This window comes from Paraburkholderia sp. JHI2823, from assembly GCF_038900695.1.
In the GTDB taxonomy this organism is placed as follows: Bacteria; Pseudomonadota; Gammaproteobacteria; order Burkholderiales; family Burkholderiaceae; genus Paraburkholderia; species Paraburkholderia mimosarum.
Genome location: NZ_JAYMRY010000013.1, coordinates 12,793 through 31,498 on the forward strand (window position 1 = coordinate 12,793; position 18,706 = coordinate 31,498).

19 protein-coding genes are annotated in these 18,706 nt (G+C 62.4%); 15 read left to right on the forward strand and 4 right to left on the reverse strand.

The window, feature by feature from the left end; all coding sequences use genetic code 11:
* Positions 1-162: 162 nt before the first annotated feature.
* Together VSR34_RS16300 and VSR34_RS16305 are read left to right on the forward strand one after the other, a co-directional pair.
* Positions 163-522, forward strand: a complete 360-nt coding sequence (locus VSR34_RS16300; protein ID WP_028230530.1) for a GtrA family protein — start codon at positions 163-165, stop codon at positions 520-522.
* 2 nt (positions 523-524) lie between these two features.
* Positions 525-1,805: a glycosyltransferase family 87 protein gene (locus tag VSR34_RS16305; RefSeq protein ID WP_342962939.1), complete on the forward strand. Its 1,281-nt coding sequence runs from the start codon at positions 525-527 to the stop codon at positions 1,803-1,805.
* A gap of 505 nt (positions 1,806-2,310) precedes the next feature.
* On the opposite strand, the gene VSR34_RS16310 is transcribed toward VSR34_RS16305, so the two are convergent.
* From VSR34_RS16310 to VSR34_RS16325, 4 genes are all read right to left on the reverse strand, one after another.
* Complete coding sequence (locus VSR34_RS16310) at positions 2,311-2,610, reverse strand: superinfection immunity protein (protein ID WP_342962940.1); 300 nt, start codon at positions 2,608-2,610, stop codon at positions 2,311-2,313.
* Positions 2,611-2,934: 324 nt separating this feature from the next.
* Positions 2,935-3,999, reverse strand: a complete 1,065-nt coding sequence (locus VSR34_RS16315; protein WP_036044659.1) for a glycosyltransferase family 2 protein — start codon at positions 3,997-3,999, stop codon at positions 2,935-2,937.
* 48 nt (positions 4,000-4,047) lie between these two features.
* The gene (locus tag VSR34_RS16320) at positions 4,048-5,319 is read right to left on the reverse strand and encodes a glycosyltransferase family 87 protein (protein ID WP_342962941.1); all 1,272 of its coding nucleotides are present in this window, start codon (positions 5,317-5,319) and stop codon (positions 4,048-4,050) included.
* Positions 5,316-6,569, reverse strand: coding sequence for a glycosyltransferase family 87 protein (locus VSR34_RS16325; protein WP_342962942.1), 1,254 nt, complete (start codon positions 6,567-6,569; stop codon positions 5,316-5,318). The genes VSR34_RS16320 and VSR34_RS16325 overlap by 4 nt, the downstream gene beginning before the upstream one ends.
* 754 nt (positions 6,570-7,323) lie before the next feature.
* Here VSR34_RS16325 and VSR34_RS16330 point away from each other — a divergent pair.
* The 13 genes from VSR34_RS16330 to VSR34_RS16390 all read left to right on the forward strand — a co-directional run bounded on the left by VSR34_RS16330 (position 7,324) and on the right by VSR34_RS16390 (position 18,460).
* On the forward strand, positions 7,324-7,494 hold the full coding sequence (locus VSR34_RS16330; protein WP_062880699.1) for a Flp family type IVb pilin: 171 nt from the start codon (positions 7,324-7,326) through the stop codon (positions 7,492-7,494).
* A gap of 150 nt (positions 7,495-7,644) precedes the next feature.
* Entirely contained in the window at positions 7,645-7,815 is a 171-nt protein-coding gene (locus tag VSR34_RS16335; RefSeq protein ID WP_062880700.1) for a Flp family type IVb pilin, read from the forward strand.
* Positions 7,816-7,974: 159 nt separating this feature from the next.
* Positions 7,975-8,145 (forward strand): Flp family type IVb pilin, encoded by a 171-nt coding sequence (locus VSR34_RS16340; protein WP_062880701.1) that lies wholly within the window; start codon positions 7,975-7,977, stop codon positions 8,143-8,145.
* 65 nt (positions 8,146-8,210) lie between these two features.
* Positions 8,211-8,753: a prepilin peptidase gene (locus VSR34_RS16345; RefSeq protein WP_028230533.1), complete on the forward strand. Its 543-nt coding sequence runs from the start codon at positions 8,211-8,213 to the stop codon at positions 8,751-8,753.
* 187 nt (positions 8,754-8,940) lie between these two features.
* Positions 8,941-9,774, forward strand: coding sequence for a Flp pilus assembly protein CpaB (gene cpaB / locus VSR34_RS16350; protein WP_028230534.1), 834 nt, complete (start codon positions 8,941-8,943; stop codon positions 9,772-9,774).
* Between the two features lie 197 nt (positions 9,775-9,971).
* Positions 9,972-11,756 (forward strand): pilus assembly protein N-terminal domain-containing protein, encoded by a 1,785-nt coding sequence (locus VSR34_RS16355; protein ID WP_342962999.1) that lies wholly within the window; start codon positions 9,972-9,974, stop codon positions 11,754-11,756.
* 19 nt (positions 11,757-11,775) lie between these two features.
* Entirely contained in the window at positions 11,776-12,081 is a 306-nt protein-coding gene (locus VSR34_RS16360; RefSeq protein WP_028230535.1) for a hypothetical protein, read from the forward strand.
* A gap of 54 nt (positions 12,082-12,135) precedes the next feature.
* Entirely contained in the window at positions 12,136-13,344 is a 1,209-nt protein-coding gene (locus tag VSR34_RS16365; protein ID WP_028230536.1) for an AAA family ATPase, read from the forward strand.
* Between the two features lie 12 nt (positions 13,345-13,356).
* Entirely contained in the window at positions 13,357-14,748 is a 1,392-nt protein-coding gene (locus VSR34_RS16370) for a CpaF family protein (protein ID WP_028230537.1), read from the forward strand.
* A 31-nt stretch (positions 14,749-14,779) separates the two neighbouring features.
* Positions 14,780-15,757, forward strand: coding sequence for a type II secretion system F family protein (locus tag VSR34_RS16375; RefSeq protein ID WP_028230538.1), 978 nt, complete (start codon positions 14,780-14,782; stop codon positions 15,755-15,757).
* A 45-nt stretch (positions 15,758-15,802) separates the two neighbouring features.
* A complete protein-coding gene (locus tag VSR34_RS16380) occupies positions 15,803-16,768 on the forward strand; it encodes a type II secretion system F family protein (protein ID WP_342962943.1) in 966 nt (321 codons plus the stop codon).
* A gap of 67 nt (positions 16,769-16,835) precedes the next feature.
* The gene (locus VSR34_RS16385) at positions 16,836-17,330 is read left to right on the forward strand and encodes a TadE/TadG family type IV pilus assembly protein (protein WP_081723369.1); all 495 of its coding nucleotides are present in this window, start codon (positions 16,836-16,838) and stop codon (positions 17,328-17,330) included.
* Positions 17,327-18,460 carry a pilus assembly protein TadG-related protein gene (locus VSR34_RS16390; protein ID WP_042289033.1) on the forward strand — a complete coding sequence of 378 codons (1,134 nt, stop codon included), beginning with the start codon at positions 17,327-17,329 and terminating at the stop codon, positions 18,458-18,460. The genes VSR34_RS16385 and VSR34_RS16390 overlap by 4 nt, the downstream gene beginning before the upstream one ends.
* The last annotated feature ends 246 nt before the right edge of the window (positions 18,461-18,706 follow it).

The window sequence follows — 18,706 nt, forward strand, 5'->3', positions numbered from 1 at the left end:
ATTTCACACCGGTTGCGGCTGCCACGGCTCTCGCGATTCCTTCATACTCGTAGCTACACGCTAACGCGAGGCACGAGCGTCACGAGGTGCGCCGCCTTACGAAAGGAAGGGGCGCCCCGACCTCCTGCCTCGAGCCTCGTACATTTCCGGGAGCGACGCAGTATGCCGCGCATCGTCAGATTTGGTATCGCTGGGCTCATCGCGACCGGCGTTCATGTTCTGATCGCCTGGTCGGTGTTCAGCTGGCTGGTTCGCGACTCCACAGTCGCTAACGTTGCGGCGTTCCTCATTGCCAATATCGTCTCCTATCTGCTGCAGACGCTGTGGAGCTTCTCCTCGCGTCCGACCGTGGCGCGCTTCCTGCGCTTTGCCACGGTCTCGATCGCGGGTTTTCTGGCCGCGACGCTGATTCCCTTGCTCTGCGGGCGGCAGACGATCTGGCTACCTACCTTTGCCGTCGTCATTTGCATTCCTGCACTGTCCTATTTTCTCCATGCCCGATGGACCTATCAGGCAGCCTGACCATGCACGACGACACCGTTCAGTCTCGCATCCAGCCGCTGGGTAGAGCGCCTGTCTGGCTCGACGCCCAACGTATCCGCGCCTACGCGGCTTTCGTGCTGTTGGTGAACATCGGATACCTTTCTCTGCGAATATGGTTCGGATCAATCGACCCGATGCCCAACGTCAGTCCACCAGGCTGGGATTTCGCCGTTTTCTGGAGCGCTTCCTGGCTCGCGTTGCACGGGCCGGCAGTCAATGCGTTCGACACCGCCCTTATCGAGCCGATTGCTTTGCCGCTTCAGAATATGCTGCCGTCCGCATTCGTGACCCCGTGGACCTATCCGCCGACGTTCCTCCTCGTCATGCTTCCGGCTGCCTTGTTGCCGTTTACGGTCTCGTATCTGGCGTATGGACTGGCCGGAATCGCCTTCGCGTTCAAGGCATGCAGGTCCATCCTGCCGCCGGTAAGAGACTGGTCATGGTGGCTGCCGGTCGTCGCTTTTCCCGCCATCTGGGTCGCGGCCGCCTCCGGGCAGAACTCATTTCTGACCTTTGGACTTCTGGGTCTCGGCCTCGCTTGTCTCGAGAGGCGGCCGTGGATCGCTGGAATGCTCTTCGGCTTGCTTGCCATCAAGCCGCAACTGGGGCTCATGATCCCTGTCGCGCTGCTGTTTGGCAGGCACTGGCGCGCGTTCGCGTCGGCGGCGCTGACCGTCGGCGTTTTTTGTGCGCTCGCGGCGCTGGTACTCGGATTTGCGACGTTCGCACGATTCGCCGAGGCGTTGCCTGCCTTCAACCACTTCTTCATTCAGTATTCGGACCGCTGGCCGCGTGGGATTGCGACGGCGTTCGGCGCCGCACGTCATTTCGGCGCGGCTGTGCCGACAGCGTATCTACTCCATGCGATCGCGGCGGTACCCGCCGTGAGTGCCGTTGCCTGGCTTTGGTCCGCGCGTGCGTCGTTCGAATTGCGCGCATCGGCGCTTGTGCTGGCGACGTTGCTGGTGCCGACCTATCTGATGCCCTACGACCTGATCCTGTTGGGCTTGCCGATCCTGTGGCTCGTGCGGGACGGTGGCCGCAATGGGTGGATTCGGGGCGACGGCGTTGTGCTGGTGAGCGCGTGGATCTCGCCGATTGTCAGTTATTCGCCGGGAGAGTGGGCGGCGAGCATTTACGTGCCGCTCATCGTCATGGCGCTGCTGCTGGTCGTAGTGAGGCGCTATATGGCCCAGCGGGCGGTGCCCGCAAACGGGTGGGCCGGTATGGTTGCGGTCGCCGGGCATGGCGGCTCGCGCTGAATCGATCAGTCAAGTCCGCGCCGCTTTCTGCGTGTGTATCCAATACCCGGTGTGCCCCTGCGTAAGTTTGCAGTGCCTCGCGTGGTAGCGAGAAGCATGCGCCAAAACCGGAACACCAATGCGGCTGCGATGACCCGTTCGCCGTGTATTCGGCGCTTCCTGGTCGTAGCTCCCGGCTAGCCTCGCAGCACGTGGCGACTGCGAGGCGCACCGCTTCGCCAGGCCGCGCCCGCGCGTGCCGTATGTGAACGGCGAAGCCGCGGGCGAAGATGGCAGCGAGGAGCACTTCATCCGACAGTGGATATCTGCCATGCGCCCAGTGCGTTGATCAGTGCCGCTCTTCCATTGGCTGGCGTGGCGGCTTCCAGCGGCCTACGCCGTCGCCGGCTACGACGCGTTATCGATCTGGAAAACACCTGCCAATCCCAGCCGATCTCATTTGCCGTCTCAGCTCACGCGCGCCCGCCACTGATATCGGAGGGGCAGCAAAACGATGGCATGCCCATTAGACCGGCGAAAAACCATCCTCGCTTCCGCGCGGATTTGCACAGTCACTAACGGGCATTCGCTCATTGCTACGGTGCGCCTTCTGCACAGGAGTAAGCGCCAGGATCAAGGCGACAATCCAGCCGAGCACCGACCATCCGAACAGCACGTTAAGCCGCTTGATGGCACCACGCTTATGGTGCACACGCCGGAAAGCGATGATCGACGGAACGAAATATAGCAACACCAGCGTGACAAGAAGTCCGCCGGCATCGCTGAGTGCGTGCGCGGGCCCGGTGCTCGATTCATAATCAGACATGTTGCCCCCCCGTAAGTTAGCGCAACCGTGAGATCACGCGCCGCGCCGCATGGTGCCTATTGGCTGTACATCAGTCTGTAAGCAATCCGATTTCGAGGCCAACCGGCTAACTGAATTTATATTCGCCAGCCCCGGCTTGATCAATGCGTTGCCAGACAAAGTGAGACACGCGACTCGCCTAATGCCGGTCGTCCCCAACGACGAGGGACGAAGAAAAACTCCAGTCCAGATCATTCGATTCACTGCGTGCCTCGTCGCTGGCAATCGCCACGACACGCATCGCGAAATGCAGCACATTGAACGCGGACCTTGAACGTCTCGTTGTCATCGGCCGGCGGCTCGTACCTGCGACGCACCACGCCATTGCACCAGATCCAGTTGCGCGCTATTGGTATGGGCACGGGCATCTGCACGCTCCACCGGCAGCACGCTGACCTTGGCACTCGAGCCGTAGCGCCGGCGCACGAGGTAGACGGGCCGCTCCTTTGATTCGTCGTAAATGCGCCCGATGTATTCGCCGATGACACCGATGCCGGCCAACTGAATTCCACTCATGAACAACACGAGGGAAACCAGGGAAGCATAGCCGGGGACTGGGTTGCCAAACAGCAATGTGCGCCCGACCATGAACGTACCGTAGCCGAATGCGAGGGCAGCTATCGCGCAACCAATATACGTCCAGATTCGCAACGGTACAGTGCTGAAGCTCGTAATGCCTTCCAGTGCGAAATTCCACAGGCGCCAGCCCGAGAACTTGGTTTTGCCTGCACTGCGCGGCGTGCGTTCATAGTCGATCGTCACCGTGTTGAATCCGACCCATGCGAACAAGCCCTTCATGAACCGGTGCCGTTCGGGAAGACTGCACAGCGCATCGACCACCTGGCGATCCATGAGTCTGAAGTCGCCGACGTTCTCAGGGATTTTCAATTCCGACAGTGCGTTGTGAACGCGGTAGAACAGCGCCGCGGTCGTACGCTTTAAAAAGGAATCGCAGGCGCGGTCGGCACGCCGGGCGAGCACGACTTCAGCGCCGCGCTGCCATCGCGCGATCATCTCCGGGATCAACGAGGGCGGATCCTGCAGGTCTGCGTCGATCACGACGACAGCGTCTCCGCACGCTTCATGCAGGCCCGAAGTGAGTGCCGCCTCCTTGCCGAAATTGCGCGTCAGGTCGACGACCTTGATGCGTCTGTCGCTCTGGCTTGCGAGGACCAGCTTTTCGAGCGTGGCGTCGCGGCTGCCGTCGTTGACGCAGACGATCTCAAAGCGCACCGAGGCGATCGACTCCATCGTCGCGACGATCTGCTCGAAAAACATTCCCACGCCGTCCTCCTCATTGTAAAACGGAGCGACGATCGAGATGAGGGGTGACTCAAGCGCGAATCCCACGCGGCGTGCGTCCCGGCCGATAGGCGTGTCCATGATGTCTTCTCCCTTTTACGACAAGGCTGCAATGGTGGGAACTGCCTGCGCGCGTCGCTCGCGCGCGATCTGCGCGATCAGCATCCAGAGCGTGGCAATCGAGATGAGCGGGGTAAACGGAACATGCGAATGGGAAACGAGCGTGAGCCCGGCTATGGGGGCGAGCCAGAGTACGGCCAGCCATTCGCGCTGTCCGCGTTGAAAACCGTGCTCTCTGGCGTGATAAACCACCCATGCGATCAGGATTCCATACCATGTGAGATCGTAGTCGTAGAGGTATGGGCTCACGAGCACGCTTGCGCACACGAGCACCGCGGCGCGCAGCCCGAAGGCGCTGGGTCGTCCCCACGCGTAGCAGACCGCGGCGACGGCGCACAGCGCGGATATGGCCTGTGCACCGCCGGCGAGCGCGGTGGGAGCATGGAGCAGTTTGAGCGCTCCGAACAGCGTGGGCACGCGAAACAGATGCGCCCGACCCGTTTCGACGAAGCTGTTTGCGACACCCATGTTATGAACGAATGCGACTAGCGTTTCGCTGCCGAAAGCCAGCACCGAGATCGCCAGCCAGATCAGCGAGCCCGCGATCATCGCACCCAGCGCGCGCCATGATCGCGAAGCGAGCAGCGCGAGCGGAATGAGCACGCACAGTTGTGGCTTCATGGCGACGAGAGCAAAGCACAGGCCGGCGAGTATCGGGCGATTGCGCAGCAGGACCAGTCCGAGCCCGACCAGTGATGCCGTGAGCAACCCGTTCTGGCCGGCGGTCAGCACGAGCGCGGATCCCGGGAAGGCGATTGCGATCAGGGCCGTGCCTGGGTACGGGGCGATCGTCTTGACCACTTTGACGAAGAGAGCGAGCGTGCCGAAGAGGAAGATTGGTGCGGAGAGGGTGAACGGCAGCAGTGCGAGCGGATAGACGAACAGCAGGAACGTCGGCGGGTAAAGCCACGGAAGCACGCCGACGGGGCGGCCGGCGGCATATTCCTCGACGGGCTTCAGGATGGCGAAGTTGTATGCATCGACCGCATGTCCATGCAGTGCGAGGTGTGAGGCGCTCCAGAACGGCAGGCAGTCCACCGCCAGTACGCTGAGCTGGGGATCTCTCAGCCACACCAGGTGATAAACATAGGCCACCGCGACGCAAAGATAGTAAGCAAGCGCGGCCAGCGGGTAGACCCACAGGCGTTGGCCGCTCAACCAGTGCGAGTGGGTCTGTGTGTCGCCGCGAGGCTGAGTGAGTGCAGCCCTGAGCGTGCTCGTGGACTCACGAAAAATCGTCTGATTCATGATGGGTCGCTCGCCTGGAGGAGTGGGTCGATGCGTGCGCGGCGGAGCACCGCGAGCAGCATGAGAAGCAGGATCACGGGTCCGATTTGCGGCAGCCTGAGAATCTGGTTGATGAATTCGAACACCGGCAAGAGCCAGACGAGGAGCAGCACTGGCTGCTCGCCGCGTAGCCACCCGCGCCGCAGTCCGGTCGCGAGCAACCCTGCGCATGACAAACCGAGCCACGTCAGTTCGTAATGCCAAACATAGGGTGTGACAATCAGGGTCGCGGTGCCGAGCGCGGCAGCCCGTAGGGCAGTGTCGCGCGTCGAGCGCCAAATGGTCCATGCGCCGCAAGCAGCGATGAGCGCAACCGCTCCATGCGTCAATTCCGCCGCGGCTAGCGACGCGCCAATGAGTCGCAGCGACGCGAAAACAGATGGAGAGGCGAGCCAGAAGCGGACATCGTGTTCGAGAATGAGCTCACGTGCCATCCCGATGTTCCCGGCAAACTGCCCAAGCGAAGGCGACCCGAAGAGCACCACGCTTGCGATCAAAAAAAGTGCGGCCGTCAGAGCGGCATATCCAAACACTTTCCATTCACGTGCTGCAATCAGAACGAGTGGGAAGAGGATGCCGAGTTGCGGCTTGATCACGAGCATTCCGATGCAAATCCCCGCGACCGCGGGACGCCGGTCTATCGACGCGATCGCACATGCGGCGAGCGCGGCAGTAATCAGGGCGTTTTGCCCGAAGATGGCACACACCATCGCGCATGGCATGGCGAGCACGACGTAGCGAGCCGCCGCACTGCCAAGCGGTCCCTGTGCGAGCCCGGACACGCGAACGGTTGCACAGACGAACGCGCAAGCGCTCGCGCTGAGGAAAACGAAATAAGCGAGCGGAAGCGGCAACAGCGCGAGTGGCGTGACGAACAACAGAAACGTGGGGGGGTAAAGCCAGGGGATAAACGCACTTCTCGGCAAGCCACCTGTCACTTCGGCCACGGTCCGGGAGAACGCCGAGTAGTCGAAAACGGTGGAAGCCTGACCTTGCAGGACTGCGTGGCTGGCCGACCAGAACACAAGCAGGTCGGAGCCCGGTCGCCAGCCCCCTGAGGTGGAAAAGCCATGCGTCACCCATGCCCAGAGCGCCACGAAGCCAATGCCGATGACGAGCATGGTGCTGCTGTAAGCAATGAGTCTCCCGCGCGAAAGCCAGGAGCACGCAGTCGGCTGCACGCGCGTGCCATCCCGCTCAAGTGGTCCCATCTTTGTAGTCCCCGTTGAATCTTTTCAGTTGGCAGCATTGCCGCCTATTTCTTTGCCCCCGTCCACGCAGGAAGTCCGGTCCAGGGGACTGCCTGCGTGTTGCCCCAATTATTGAGAGATGGCCGCATCGGGAGCAATGCCGACTGCATTGCCAGCGTTCGCGAGCCAACACTTTCGTGTGACAACATTATTAATTAAGAAATTGCAGAAAAAAGATGCGAGCCGTAGCGCACCGAACGCGTGCGCCTCATCGGACAGATAGTGTTTTCCCGGCAAGCTGTCCTTGAGCGGTTAGTCACAAGCGCCCGCTTGGCGTACGTAGAACTTGGCCAGGAATCTGGTTGATTTATCAATCAATAACGAATTGCACCTCTACCCACTGACGAACGATCGTTTAGAACGAAGGTTGTATCTATGCCGCAAAAGATGGGGTTCAGAAGTAGGGAAGCGATTTGGACAGGAAAGACCGTCGTGGTGAGCGGAGACTTAAGTAGTGGATCAAGCACGCTTACTGGCGAGCATGGCCCGGCGTTTTAAGCGAGCTAGACCACATGCAGCGTGTCAATTTTCCCGATTTGGTGTGTTGAGACACATGAAATCGTTGCGCGTGTGGCAAAGCGCACAAAGTCATCGATTTGACACGCGTAGAACTGCGCCTGTGACTGCAGCACTGAACCGGTGACGTAGTCCACGCACCCTCAAAACCACATGGAACGGGGGTTAACCATGTACTTATCCATTTGGAGATCAAAAAATGCAAAAGATCATCGCTCAGGCAAAGACCTTCGCGCGTGACGAAAACGGCATCACGGCTCTCGAGTACGGGATGCTCGCAGGCCTGATCACAGTGCTGATCATTGCAAGCATCGCATCGATCGGCTCGACGCTGAAGAATGTCTTTTCCGACGTTGCTACCGCGATCTGACTGCTGCGCGCGCGAGTGGGTGTGAATGCGCAAGCCACACACCGCGCTGCGCGGCCGAAGTCACTTCGTGGAGTTTTCGGATGTCGTTCAACCAGTCCTCAATGCCACACGGACCGGGACTGACCAGATTCACATTACTGGAGATCAAAAATGCAAAAGATCATCGCTCAGGTAAAGACCTTCGCTCGTGACGAAAACGGTATTACGGCTCTTGAGTACGGGATGCTCGCAGGGCTGATCACGGTGCTGATCATCGCGAGCATCGCATCGATTGGGTCCACGCTAAAGAACGTCTTCTCCGATGTTGCTACGGCGATCTAACTGCTGGAGGGGCGAGTGAGCACGTAACCCAGTTGCCACTCGCCCAATGCAGCCAAAAGCCGGAACGTTCGAGGACAGCAATGGAGTGTGCTCCGTCCTCTAGTACTAGTACCAGCCGGACCAGGAGCAACCCCACTCATCTAACCGGAGTTCAAAAAAATGCAAAAGATCATCGCTTACGCAAAGACCTTCGCTCGTGATGAAGAAGGCATCACGGCGCTCGAGTACGGGATGCTCGCGGCGCTCATCACGGTGCTGATCATGGCAAGCATCGCATCAATCGGTACGACGCTCCAAAGCGTCTTCTCCGACATTATCACTGCGCTCTGATCGTGCGCTGACTAGCGTGTCATAACACGGCGGGTATCGCCCGGGGGGGACAAATGGATTTCACAATACTTTCTGTTGACTTGCCGCCGCAACCGGTTCCGCTGTGCGTGATCGTGCTGGCAATCCTCGCGGCCAGCACGGACATCGTCAGCCGCCGGATTCCGAACCGGCTGATCGCGCTCGGGCTCGTCTCCGCGCTGTTGGTCCAGATGGCACTGCGTGGCGTTCTTCCGGGCTGCGCGACGTGGCTCGGCGGCGCAGTCACCGGGTTCGCCCTTTTGCTGCCGTTCTATCTTCTGCGCGGCATGGCGGCCGGTGACGTCAAGTTGCTGATGATGCTGGGCGCCTGGCTTGGAGCGGCGGTGACGGTCGACATCGCAGTGAACACCTTCATCATCGGCGGAGTGTGGTCATTAGGGGTTGCACTGATGCGTGGGAAGTTGGGCCGCCTTATGGGCAACGTCGCAGCGTTGCTGGCGGGAGCGGGACGCGCCGCGCGAATGGCAGGCGTCACGCCAGGCGAGGCGAGGGAATCGGTGGGATCGATTCCGTATGGTGTCGCGATCGCGGCGGGAACCGTTGCAGTGCTGTTCACGGCGGTGGGCTAAAGGCGCTGAGCGCAACGCAGTGGGATCAGGAGCGTGCCCCGAGGTGACCTAAGGGGTGCGCGAGAAGAAGGCAGTACTGGGGATTGAGGGTTGCCGGCGCGACTTTGCCTGGCCGGTGCCCGCGGAACAAGGTTCACGTATTCGTTCCGTCGATCATATGTTTTCTCGAAAGGATACGGGGGATGTCATGAAAAACAGCCGCGCGTTCGTCATGCTCGCGATTGCTCTGCTGGCCGGGCTGGCCGCAGTGGTGTTCGCTTCCAAATGGTTGATCCAGACGTCGTCGGGGGCCACGGTACCAGTTGCCGTCGCATCGGACGATATCAACCTCGGTCAGCCGATCAATGAGGCAATGATCCGAACGGTCAGCTGGCCAAAGGATAGCCTCCCTCCTGGAACGTTCGCTGTACCAAAGGATCTGGACGGAAGAGTGGTCCGCGCAAGCCTCACGCGTGGCGAGCCGGTGCTCGAGTCGAAGCTCGCCCCCGTGGGCACGAAAGGGGGGCTCTCCGCCGTGATCGGCGAGGGACATCGGGCAATCACGGTCCGGGTCAATGACGTGGTGGGCGTCGCGGGCTTCGCGTTGCCGGGCAACTACGTCGACGTGATCGTCAACACCCAGGAGCCCGAGAAGAAGGCCGATACCCAGCAGCAGAGCATCTCGAAGATCGTGCTCGAAAAGATTCTGGTGCTGGCGGTAGCGCAGCAGGTCAACCGCGACGATACCGCGCCCAAGGTGGTGAACGCGGTGACCCTGGAAGTCACGCCCGAGCAGGCGGAGAAACTCGATCTCGCGCGCAGCGTGGGGACGCTCTCACTCGTACTGCGCAACCAGGTGGATGACAACAAGCTGCTCACCGAGGGCGTCACAAAAGAAACCCTGCTGGGCAGGCAAGTGCCGCCCCCCGTGCCGCTGCCGGAACCGGCGCACCCGGTGCGAGTGAAGTATGCCGAGCGTGCAGTGAAGCGCAACTGCATCGGCGTGCTTTCGGGCGTGACCGGCAGTCAGGAATGTTTCTGAAAAAAGCAGAACGGTAGCCTGAGCCCGGCGACGACCATCTGGGCAGAAGGCGAGTGAGCGGCGGAGCCGCCATTAAAACGCAGGTAAGCACGGGGTATAACGATATGGATACCAAAGTAAACGTGGGGTCCACGGGGGCCTGCAACGGCGTTCGTCCGTGGCGTGTCGCAACACTTGCCTGGGTGTGCGCCGGGTTGATGACTTCGACACCGGGCTGGGCACAGCAGTCAAACGGGAATGCGGCGCAGGACAAGCCAGCCGCAAGCGCTTCGGTTCCAATGGGCAAAGGCCCCGTGCAGATGACCATCAGCATGGGGCCGGCGCAAGGCAGCGGCGCGCCGCCCAAAGCCGTGGCGGGACCGCTGCGCGGACCGAACTGCGTGGGGCCCGTTCGCAACGAGAGCAACGTGATCGTGCCACTTGGCAAGTCGACGCTCGTGCCGATCGACGAACCGGTGCGAAATCGCACGCTCGGCAATCCGGAGGTCGCCCAGGCGACCATGGTATCGCCGCAAACACTCTACGTCGTCGGCCAGGCGGTAGGGACCACCAACATGATCATCCAGGGCAAGAGCGGCGCATGTCAGTTGATCGATGTGATCGTCAGCGCCGACGCTGGCGGCCTTCAGGCCGCGCTTACGCAACTCATGCCGCAAGAGCGCGACATCCACGTTTCGACCGCAGCCGACAACATCGTGCTCGCGGGCCATGTGTCGAGTGCGCAGGCAGCCCAGCAGGTCGTGGAAATCGCCAAGGTGTTCGGCGTGAGCGGCGCTCAGGGCAATAACGGCGCGCACACGGGCGGCGTGATCAACATGCTCAGCGTCGACTCGCCGCAGCAGGTCATGCTCGAAGTGAAGGTCGCCGAAGTCAGCAAGACGCTGATCGATCAGCTCGGCTCGGCGGTCAATATCCAGGGCGGCTTCGGATCCTGGACGGGCGCACTCGTGAGCAACCTGCTTGCCGGCGTCTCGAGCGCATTCGGTTTCTCGAAAGCGAACAACCTCCCGCTCAAGTTCGCGATTGACGCGCAGAAGACCGACAACCTCGTGAAGATCCTGGCGGAGCCCAACCTCGTCACCATCAGCGGTCAGGAAGCCACCTTCCTCGCCGGCGGGAAGATCTATATTCCGGTGCCGCAAAGCGGCGGCGGCAATACCGCCACCGCGATCACGCTGCAGGAGGAGGAATTCGGCGTGGGGCTCAAGTTCACGCCTACGGTGCTCAACGGCGGGCGCATCAACCTCAAGGTGGCGCCGGAAGTCTCGGAGCTCTCGCCCACCGGCGTCACGTTGAGCGCGTCGAACACGAGCGGCGTGAGCATCCTGCCGCTCATCACGACGCGGCGTGCTTCCACCACGGTACAGATGCACGATGGCGAGTCGTTCGCGATCGGCGGGCTCATCAGCAACAACATTACTGGCTCGCTCAAGGCGGTGCCAGGCCTCGGTGAAATCCCGGTGCTGGGCGCGCTGCTCAGGAGCACCTCGTTCCAGCAGGACCGCTCGGAGCTCATCTTCATCATCACGCCGCACCTCGTGAAGCCGGTGGCGGACATCGCGCAACTGCAGTTGCCCACGGATAGCTTCTCGCGAGCCAACGAGGCCGACGTGTACGCAACGGGCAACATGGAAGGCCGCGCCAATCGCAACCAGGGACGATTTGCGCCCACCGCGCCGGCGCCTGCCGGTACTGAGGCCGTACCGGCCGCACCCGCCTCGATGCCCGTTGCGCCGGGCGCACCCGCCACGCCGGCTGCGCAGCCCGCGCCGCAGGTCTCTTCCAGGCGCGAGCCGACGGCACCGACTGGGCCGGCACCGACAGGCCCGATGCCCGCCGAAGCGCTCGCGCAGCCCATACCCGCGCCGCAGGTGAGCGCGCAGGCCCTCGTGCCTTCGCCCGGCGAGGACAGTGAGGCGCGCGCGCTGCGAATCGAGCGCGAGGCGGCACGGATCGCGTCGAACGAAACCCCCGCTCATTGAAGGCGATCAGGAGGCCAAAATGAAACTCGAAAACTTTGCATTCGTTCGCCGGTTCCTGTTGATCGCGCCGCTTACGGCCGCGCTTGGTGGCTGCATGACCAGCACGCCGATCTGGGACGCGCACTTCGGGCAAGCCGTGCGCTATTCGACACAGGCGCAAATCATCGACCCGGAAGCAGGCAGGCACGGCACTTTGCAGCCGGGCGTGGACGGCAAATCGGCGGCATCGGCGATGGATCTCTATGACAAGTCCTTCCAGCAGCCGCGGGTGTCGTCGAACCCCTACACGATAGGCGTGAGTGGCGGTGGTGGCGGTGGCCAGTGAGCGGTGTGACGAGCGACTGGCCGGAGAAGGGAACAACAGCGGGGACATACGATCATGATCGACATACTCATTACCTCGACGGACTCAGAGCGGCTTGCGCAGATCATGCGCACGATCGCGGGATGCGGCCCCTACCGCACGACGCGTAGCGTAGGCACGCCGTTCGATCTCGTCGAGCGCGGCGACACGCTCGACGCCTTCGACGTCCTGATCGTCGACGCGCGAGGTTTGCAGGAGGCCCAGTTGCCTTCCGTGAGCGAGCTGTCCCGCCGGTGTGAGCGACTCATGTGCGTCCTGCTGATTCCCGAGGCGTCGCCCGACGAGCTCATTGCGGCAATGCGCGCGGGCTTTCGCGACGTGGTCACGGGGCCGCTGGACGGCCGCACGATAGGAGAGGCGTTGCAGCGCGCGATCGGCCAGCGCGCGCAAGGCAGCGCGCGTGCGTCGCGCATCGTCTCGTTCATGTCGTGCAAGGGCGGCGTGGGCACGAGTTTCATCGCGGCGAACGTGGCGCATATCGTCTCGCAGACGCAGAACTGTCGCGTGCTGCTGATCGACCTGAACCAGCTCTATGCGGACGCGGCGTTCCTCGTGACAGCGGAGACGCCGCCCTCGACGCTTCCGCAGCTGTGTGCCGAAGTTGACCGCATGGACGTGGCGCTGTTCGAAGCGAGTGTGATGCACGCTGCCGCGAACTTCGACATCCTCGCTGGCGCGGGCGACCCGATCAAGGCGAGCGAGATGCGCCAGGACCGGCTCGAATGGGTGCTCGGCGTCGCCGCACCGCGCTACGACTGCGTGATCCTCGATCTCGGCCAGACGATCAACCCGCTTTCCATGGTGGCGCTCGATCGCAGTGACGAGATCCACATCGTCTTGCAGGCGAGCATGCCGCATCTCCAGGCGGGACGCCGCCTGCAGGAAATATTGCAGTCGCTCGGCTACGGGCCCGAGCGACTGCGCCTCATTCTCAACCGGCAGACGCGTCACGGCGAGCGCGTGCGCGAGGCCGCCGGTACCGTGCTCGGCATGAAGCCGTTCCTCGTCATTCCCGACGACGCACGGACCGTCGCCGAAGCCGTCAATCAGGGTGTGCCGATTGCCACGGCGGCGCCCAGCGGCGCAGTGACGCGCAGCTTGCGCACGCTGGCGTCGAGCGTTGCGCCCCGGAACACGGCTGACGCGAACGCGCGGGGCAAGGGCGAATCGCTCTTCGCGCGAATGCTCGGTCGCCAGGCGCCCGCCAAACTCGGTTTGATGTAAAGGAGAAGAATCATGTCGCTTCGCGAGCAGATCTTTGCACAGCGCCTCGAGCCGACGATCGTCGAGCGCACCGATGCGGGCAGTGCCGCTGCGGTGGCCGCCGCGCCGCCGTCCCGGGTGAAGACTGAGGCGTACCAGAAGCTGAAGTACGACACCCATCATGCCGTGCTCGAACGGGTGGAGCTCGAGCGTCTCTCACGCATGCCCCAGGAGCAGATCCGCAGCGAGATCAACGCGCTCGTGGGCCGCATCCTCGAGGAGCAGAAGGCCCTCGCGAACGACGTCGAACGCAAGCAGCTGGCCATCGACGTCTACGACGAGATGTTCGGCTTTGGTCCGCTCGAGCCGTTGCTGCGCGACCCCACGGTCTCCGACATTCTCGTGAACACGTGGTGCCAGACTTACGTGGAGCGCCGCGGCAAGCTCGAACTCACCGATGTCAACTTCTACGACGACGCCCATCTCATGAAGGTGATCGAGAAGATCGTCTCGCGAGTGGGTCGGCGCATCGATGAATCGAGCCCGATGGTGGACGCGCGCCTGCCCGATGGCTCGCGGGTGAACGCCATCATTCCGCCTTCGGCGGTGGACGGGCCGCTCGTGTCGATCCGGCGGTTTTCGGTCAAGCCGCTGGAGGTAGCGGATCTGATCGAGTTGCGAACGCTCACGCCGCCCATGGCCCAGGTGCTCGAGGGCCTCGCACGCGCCAAGGTCAACATTCTCGTCTCGGGCGGTACGGGCAGCGGCAAAACGACCATGCTCAACGTGCTCTCCGGCTTCATTCCGAACGACGAGCGCATCGTGACGATCGAGGACGCAGCCGAACTTCAGCTGCGCCAGGACCACGTGCTGCGGCTCGAGACGCGACCGCCGAATATCGAAGGCAAGGGAGAGATCACCCAGCGCGCGCTCGTGAAAAACGCGCTGCGGATGCGGCCAGACCGCATCATCCTTGGCGAAGTGCGCGGCGCGGAAGCGCTCGACATGCTCAACGCGATGAACACCGGCCACGAAGGCTCGCTTGCGACGATCCACGCCAACACACCGCGCGATGCGCTCACACGGCTCGAGAACATGATCAGCCTGGGCGGCCTTGCCTTGCCGCCGCGCACGATGCGCCACCAGATCTCGTCCGCGATCTCGGTGGTCGTGCAGGCCGCGCGCCTCACCGACGGCCGCCGCAAGATCGTCAGCATTTCGGAGATCACCGGCATGGAAGGCGACATCATCAACATGCAGGAGATCTTTACGTTCAAGCGCACCGGCATGGATTCGAATGGCAACGTGCGTGGCCACTTTTGTGCGACGGGCGTGCGGCCGCAATTCTGCGAGCGGTTCGCGGCGTTCGGCGTGAACGTGCCGGAGCAGGTTTTCGATCCGGGCCGGCGTTACGACACGGTCTGACATTTAGAACGTCCATCCGGGGGAGCGTGGCATGAGTACAACCTTCATTCTGGCAATCCTGCTGCTCTTCGTGGCGGTGGTGCTGGCGAGCCAGGGCGCGTGGGAATGGTGGAACAGCCGGCACGGCGCTGTCGCGCGCCGCCTCGAATCGCGAATCGAAACCGTGGCGACGGGTGGGGCGGGGCGCAAGGAGGCGATGTCCATCCTCAAGTCCCGCAAGCTCGACGGGTCGACGCTTGGCCAGCGCGCGCTGCTGCTCGTGCCGGGCATCCGCTCTTTCGAGGACTGGGTGCAGCAGTCGGGCATCAGCTGGACGGCAGGACGCCTCCTCGCGATGTGCGCGCTCATGCCGGTCCTCGTGCTCGTAGTGGGGATGTTCATCCGCGTGCCGCTCGCCATGCTGGCGTCCGCCGCGGTGGCGTCCACGCTGCTGCCGCTGACGTATGTGCGTAGTCGGCGCGCGAGCCGGATGCGGCGCTTCCAGAAACAGTTGCCCGATGCGTGCGACATGCTTGCGCGCGCGCTGCGCTCCGGCCACGCATTCACTGGGGCGATCGACCTGGTCGGCACCGAGTTCGCGGACCCGATGGGTGCAGAGTTTCGTACCACGTTCGACGAGATCAACTATGGCGTGTCGCTCAACGATGCGTTGACGGGGCTCGCGCAGCGCATGCCCGTGGGGGATCTGCGTTATCTGGTCATTGCCGTGCTGATTCAGCGCGAGACCGGCGGCAACCTGGCCGAGTTGCTGGACGGCATTGCGAGCCTCGTGCGCGAGCGCTTCAAACTGTTCGACAAGGTGCGCGTGCTTGCCGCCGAGGGGGTCCTCTCGGCGCGGGTGCTCGCGCTGCTGCCGGTGGTCACGGGTGCGGCCATCTTCTTCGTGAATCCGGGCTTTCTCGAAGTGCTATGGAATGACCCGGCAGGCGTGATGATGCTCGAGGCTGGCGCTGTGCTGCTGGGGGCCGGCATGCTCTGGGGGCGGCGCATCGTGCGGATTCGCGTCTGAAGCTGTGATGTCTCGCGCCATCAGAAAAATTGGAAAGGGGGAGCCATGTTAGCGCTCGATTCGACGCGGTTACTGTTGCTGATCTGTCTGTTTGCCTGTGTATTCGGCCTGTCGCTGGCTGGCATGTACGTCCTTGCACCGAAGACGATGCGCCGGCGCATCGAACAAGTGGGCGGCGCTCGTGCCATGCCCGGCGCCGTTGCGCAGCCAGGCGAGGCCAACGAGGCCTGGTACGAGAAGCTCGTGCAGATTTCCGAGCCGCTTTCCCGGCTCTCGACGCCGAAGGAGGGGTGGGAGGTTTCGGCGCTGCGCGTTCGGCTGATGAATGCGGGCTGGCGCTCGCCGGGCGCCGTGGCGATCTTCTTCGGTACTCGCACGGTGCTGGCACTGTTGCTGCCCACGCTTGCGGCCATGTGGCTGATCAGCGGCGGGGCGGCAACCTCGGTCACGCGCTTCGCCGTGGTTCTCGTGTCGCTCGTCGTGTTCGGCTACTACCTGCCCGGTCTGGTGCTCGCGCGCTTCGTCGCACGCCGCAAGCGCGCGATCTTCGAAGAATTCCCTGATGCAATCGATCTGCTGACTGTCTGCGTCGAGGCGGGCCTTGGTCTCGATGCCGCATTGATGCGCGTAGCGGAGGAGATCAGATTGCGCAGCACGGTCGTTGCCGACGAACTGGAGCTCACGCTTCTGGAAATGCGCTCCGGTTACGCGAAGGAAAAGGCGTTGCGCAACCTTGCCATGCGCACGGGTGTTGAAGACGTTGACTCCTTCAGCACGATGCTCATCCAGGCAGAGCGATTCGGGACGAGCATCGGCGATTCGCTGCGCGTGCTATCGGACACGCTGCGCACGCGCCGGCGCATGCTGGCAGAGGAAAAGGCCGCGAAAATCGCGCTCAAGCTGCTGTTCCCGCTGATGTTCTGCATTTTTCCGGCACTGATGGTCGTGCTGATGGGGCCTGCGATGATCCATATCTACCGGACGATGCTGCCGACCATGAACGGCGGCTAGCGGGCGGCGGGAGCGGGTGAGAAGAAGAAGGCAAGCCCTCTTTGGGCGATTCGATTGGGGGTGCTAAATGGAAACTGCAAAGACCGGCGCGCTGTCACTTTCGTCAGGCGCGGGGCGGAAAAAAGCGGGGGCGGCGAGCCCGCGGCGTGGGCGCGGGCGGCGTCTCCAGCGCGGCGTGGCCGCGGTGGAGTTTGCCCTCGTGCTTCCCGTGCTGCTGCTTCTGCTGTTCGGCATCATCGAAATGGGCCTGTTCCTGTACGACAAGGCCGTGATTACCAATGCCAGCCGCGAAGGTGCCCGCGCCGGGGTCGTGCTGAAGAGCCCGAAACCCACGACAAGCGACATCCAGACGGTCGTGACGAACTACACGTCGAGCTATCTGCTGACATTTGGCACCCAAAATACGCCAGCGGTGGTGACGACTGGCGCCGGCGGCAATTTCGGTCAACCGCTTTCGGTGACGGTCTCCTGGCAGTACAACGGACTGGCTCTTGGGCGCATGGTGGCGCCGATCACGGGCGCCATAACGATGTCCGCTACAACCGTCATGAACAACGAATGAAGGGAGCCATCATGCGCACGGGGAGCCGAAGGAAACAGAAAGGGGCAGTGGCCGTCACTGTCGCGGTATTCATTGTCTTTCTGCTGGGAACCGCGGCGTTGGCCATCGACATCGGCAATCTGATGGTCGCCCGAAACGAACTTCAAAACGCGGCCGACGCAGCCGCGCTGGCGGGGGCCGGCTGTCTGAAACCGCGCACCGAGTGCAGCAACGCCACCGCTACCCAGCCCGATTTCACGACGGCGTCAGCGACAGCTTCATCGTTCTCGACGTCGAACACCACCAACCGGGTCCAGGGGGCTTATGTCCAGACGAGCACGGTTGCGACCGGATACTGGAACGCTACGGGAACGCCGTACGGCCTCGAGCCTCTTCCGTTCACACCGGGCGCAAACGACCTCGCTGCCGTGCAGGTGACCATCCGCAAAGACGGCTCAAACGCGAACGGATCGATAGGGGGCTTTCTGAGCGGCGTGTTCGGCGTCAATGTCCTCAAGGCCAGTGCGGTGGCGACGGCCGTGCTGTCTTCGCCTGGCAATGTGGGGCCGGGGGGGTTGTTTCCAATGGCGATGTCACAGTGCCTGTACAACAATTACTGGAATTCGTCGACCAATTCGCCAAAGCTCTCGCCGACCAGTGGCACTGTGTCTGGCTTCTCAACGCCGCAGATTGCTGGTCAGCCATATATATTCCAGATCGGATCCAGCTATCAATATGGGACCTGCCAATCCGGTCAGTGGACGACTTTTAATGTGAATGACAACAGCGCCAGCTATGCCAGTAGTCTGCTGACAAGTGGCAACAGCACCACGTTTTCCGTTGGCGCTTCGCCGGGAACGTGGATCCAGACGGGCGAGAAAAACTCGATCTTCAACGATACCGCCGCGTGTAGCGCTGCGGGCAACGGGAAATGCGCGTGGGCGACGGTGGTCGTGGTGAACGATCCGACGACGAGCGGGTTTCAGCCGGTTCAGGCGTTTGCCTGCCTGCACATTCTCGATGCGAATAACGGCTCTCAGCCCTATGTGCTCGTGCAGATGTCCAACGACATGAGCCACTGCGAGACTCCCAATTCGGGAGGCGTGGGACCGAGTTACGGCGCGTACACACCGCCGAGGCTGGTCCAATAACAAGCTTTTTGCCGCAGCACAGGCGACGGCGCGTTCAATTTCACCGTTCTCGGGCGTGTGCGGCAATTCGCCCTGGATGCGCTGCCGCTCGCTTGCGATCGGCGCTTGTGCGTGGCCGGTGCTGGAGGTCGTTGCCCTTTTCGATGTCTTTGGGGCGCCGCTTCCCAACCCATGTCTGGCACTCTTTTCCATCCTTTTCGCTCGACTTCGTGCGGCGCGCTAAAATTGCGGACCTTTTTAATCCGT

Coding starts and splice junctions, on each gene's coding strand:
- VSR34_RS16305 (WP_342962939.1), top strand. CDS start 525: ATGCACGACGACACCGTTCAGTCTCGCATCCAGCCGCTGGGTAGAGCG.
- VSR34_RS16360 (WP_028230535.1), top strand. CDS start 11,776: ATGAAACTCGAAAACTTTGCATTCGTTCGCCGGTTCCTGTTGATCGCG.
- VSR34_RS16375 (WP_028230538.1), top strand. CDS start 14,780: ATGAGTACAACCTTCATTCTGGCAATCCTGCTGCTCTTCGTGGCGGTG.
- VSR34_RS16380 (WP_342962943.1), top strand. CDS start 15,803: ATGTTAGCGCTCGATTCGACGCGGTTACTGTTGCTGATCTGTCTGTTT.
- VSR34_RS16300 (WP_028230530.1), top strand. CDS start 163: ATGCCGCGCATCGTCAGATTTGGTATCGCTGGGCTCATCGCGACCGGC.
- VSR34_RS16310 (WP_342962940.1), bottom strand. CDS start 2,610: ATGTCTGATTATGAATCGAGCACCGGGCCCGCGCACGCACTCAGCGAT.
- VSR34_RS16340 (WP_062880701.1), top strand. CDS start 7,975: ATGCAAAAGATCATCGCTTACGCAAAGACCTTCGCTCGTGATGAAGAA.
- VSR34_RS16355 (WP_342962999.1), top strand. CDS start 9,972: ATGACTTCGACACCGGGCTGGGCACAGCAGTCAAACGGGAATGCGGCG.
- cpaB (WP_028230534.1), top strand. CDS start 8,941: ATGAAAAACAGCCGCGCGTTCGTCATGCTCGCGATTGCTCTGCTGGCC.
- VSR34_RS16365 (WP_028230536.1), top strand. CDS start 12,136: ATGATCGACATACTCATTACCTCGACGGACTCAGAGCGGCTTGCGCAG.
- VSR34_RS16330 (WP_062880699.1), top strand. CDS start 7,324: ATGCAAAAGATCATCGCTCAGGCAAAGACCTTCGCGCGTGACGAAAAC.
- VSR34_RS16390 (WP_042289033.1), top strand. CDS start 17,327: ATGAAGGGAGCCATCATGCGCACGGGGAGCCGAAGGAAACAGAAAGGG.
- VSR34_RS16325 (WP_342962942.1), bottom strand. CDS start 6,569: ATGGGACCACTTGAGCGGGATGGCACGCGCGTGCAGCCGACTGCGTGC.
- VSR34_RS16335 (WP_062880700.1), top strand. CDS start 7,645: ATGCAAAAGATCATCGCTCAGGTAAAGACCTTCGCTCGTGACGAAAAC.
- VSR34_RS16320 (WP_342962941.1), bottom strand. CDS start 5,319: ATGAATCAGACGATTTTTCGTGAGTCCACGAGCACGCTCAGGGCTGCA.
- VSR34_RS16370 (WP_028230537.1), top strand. CDS start 13,357: ATGTCGCTTCGCGAGCAGATCTTTGCACAGCGCCTCGAGCCGACGATC.
- VSR34_RS16385 (WP_081723369.1), top strand. CDS start 16,836: ATGGAAACTGCAAAGACCGGCGCGCTGTCACTTTCGTCAGGCGCGGGG.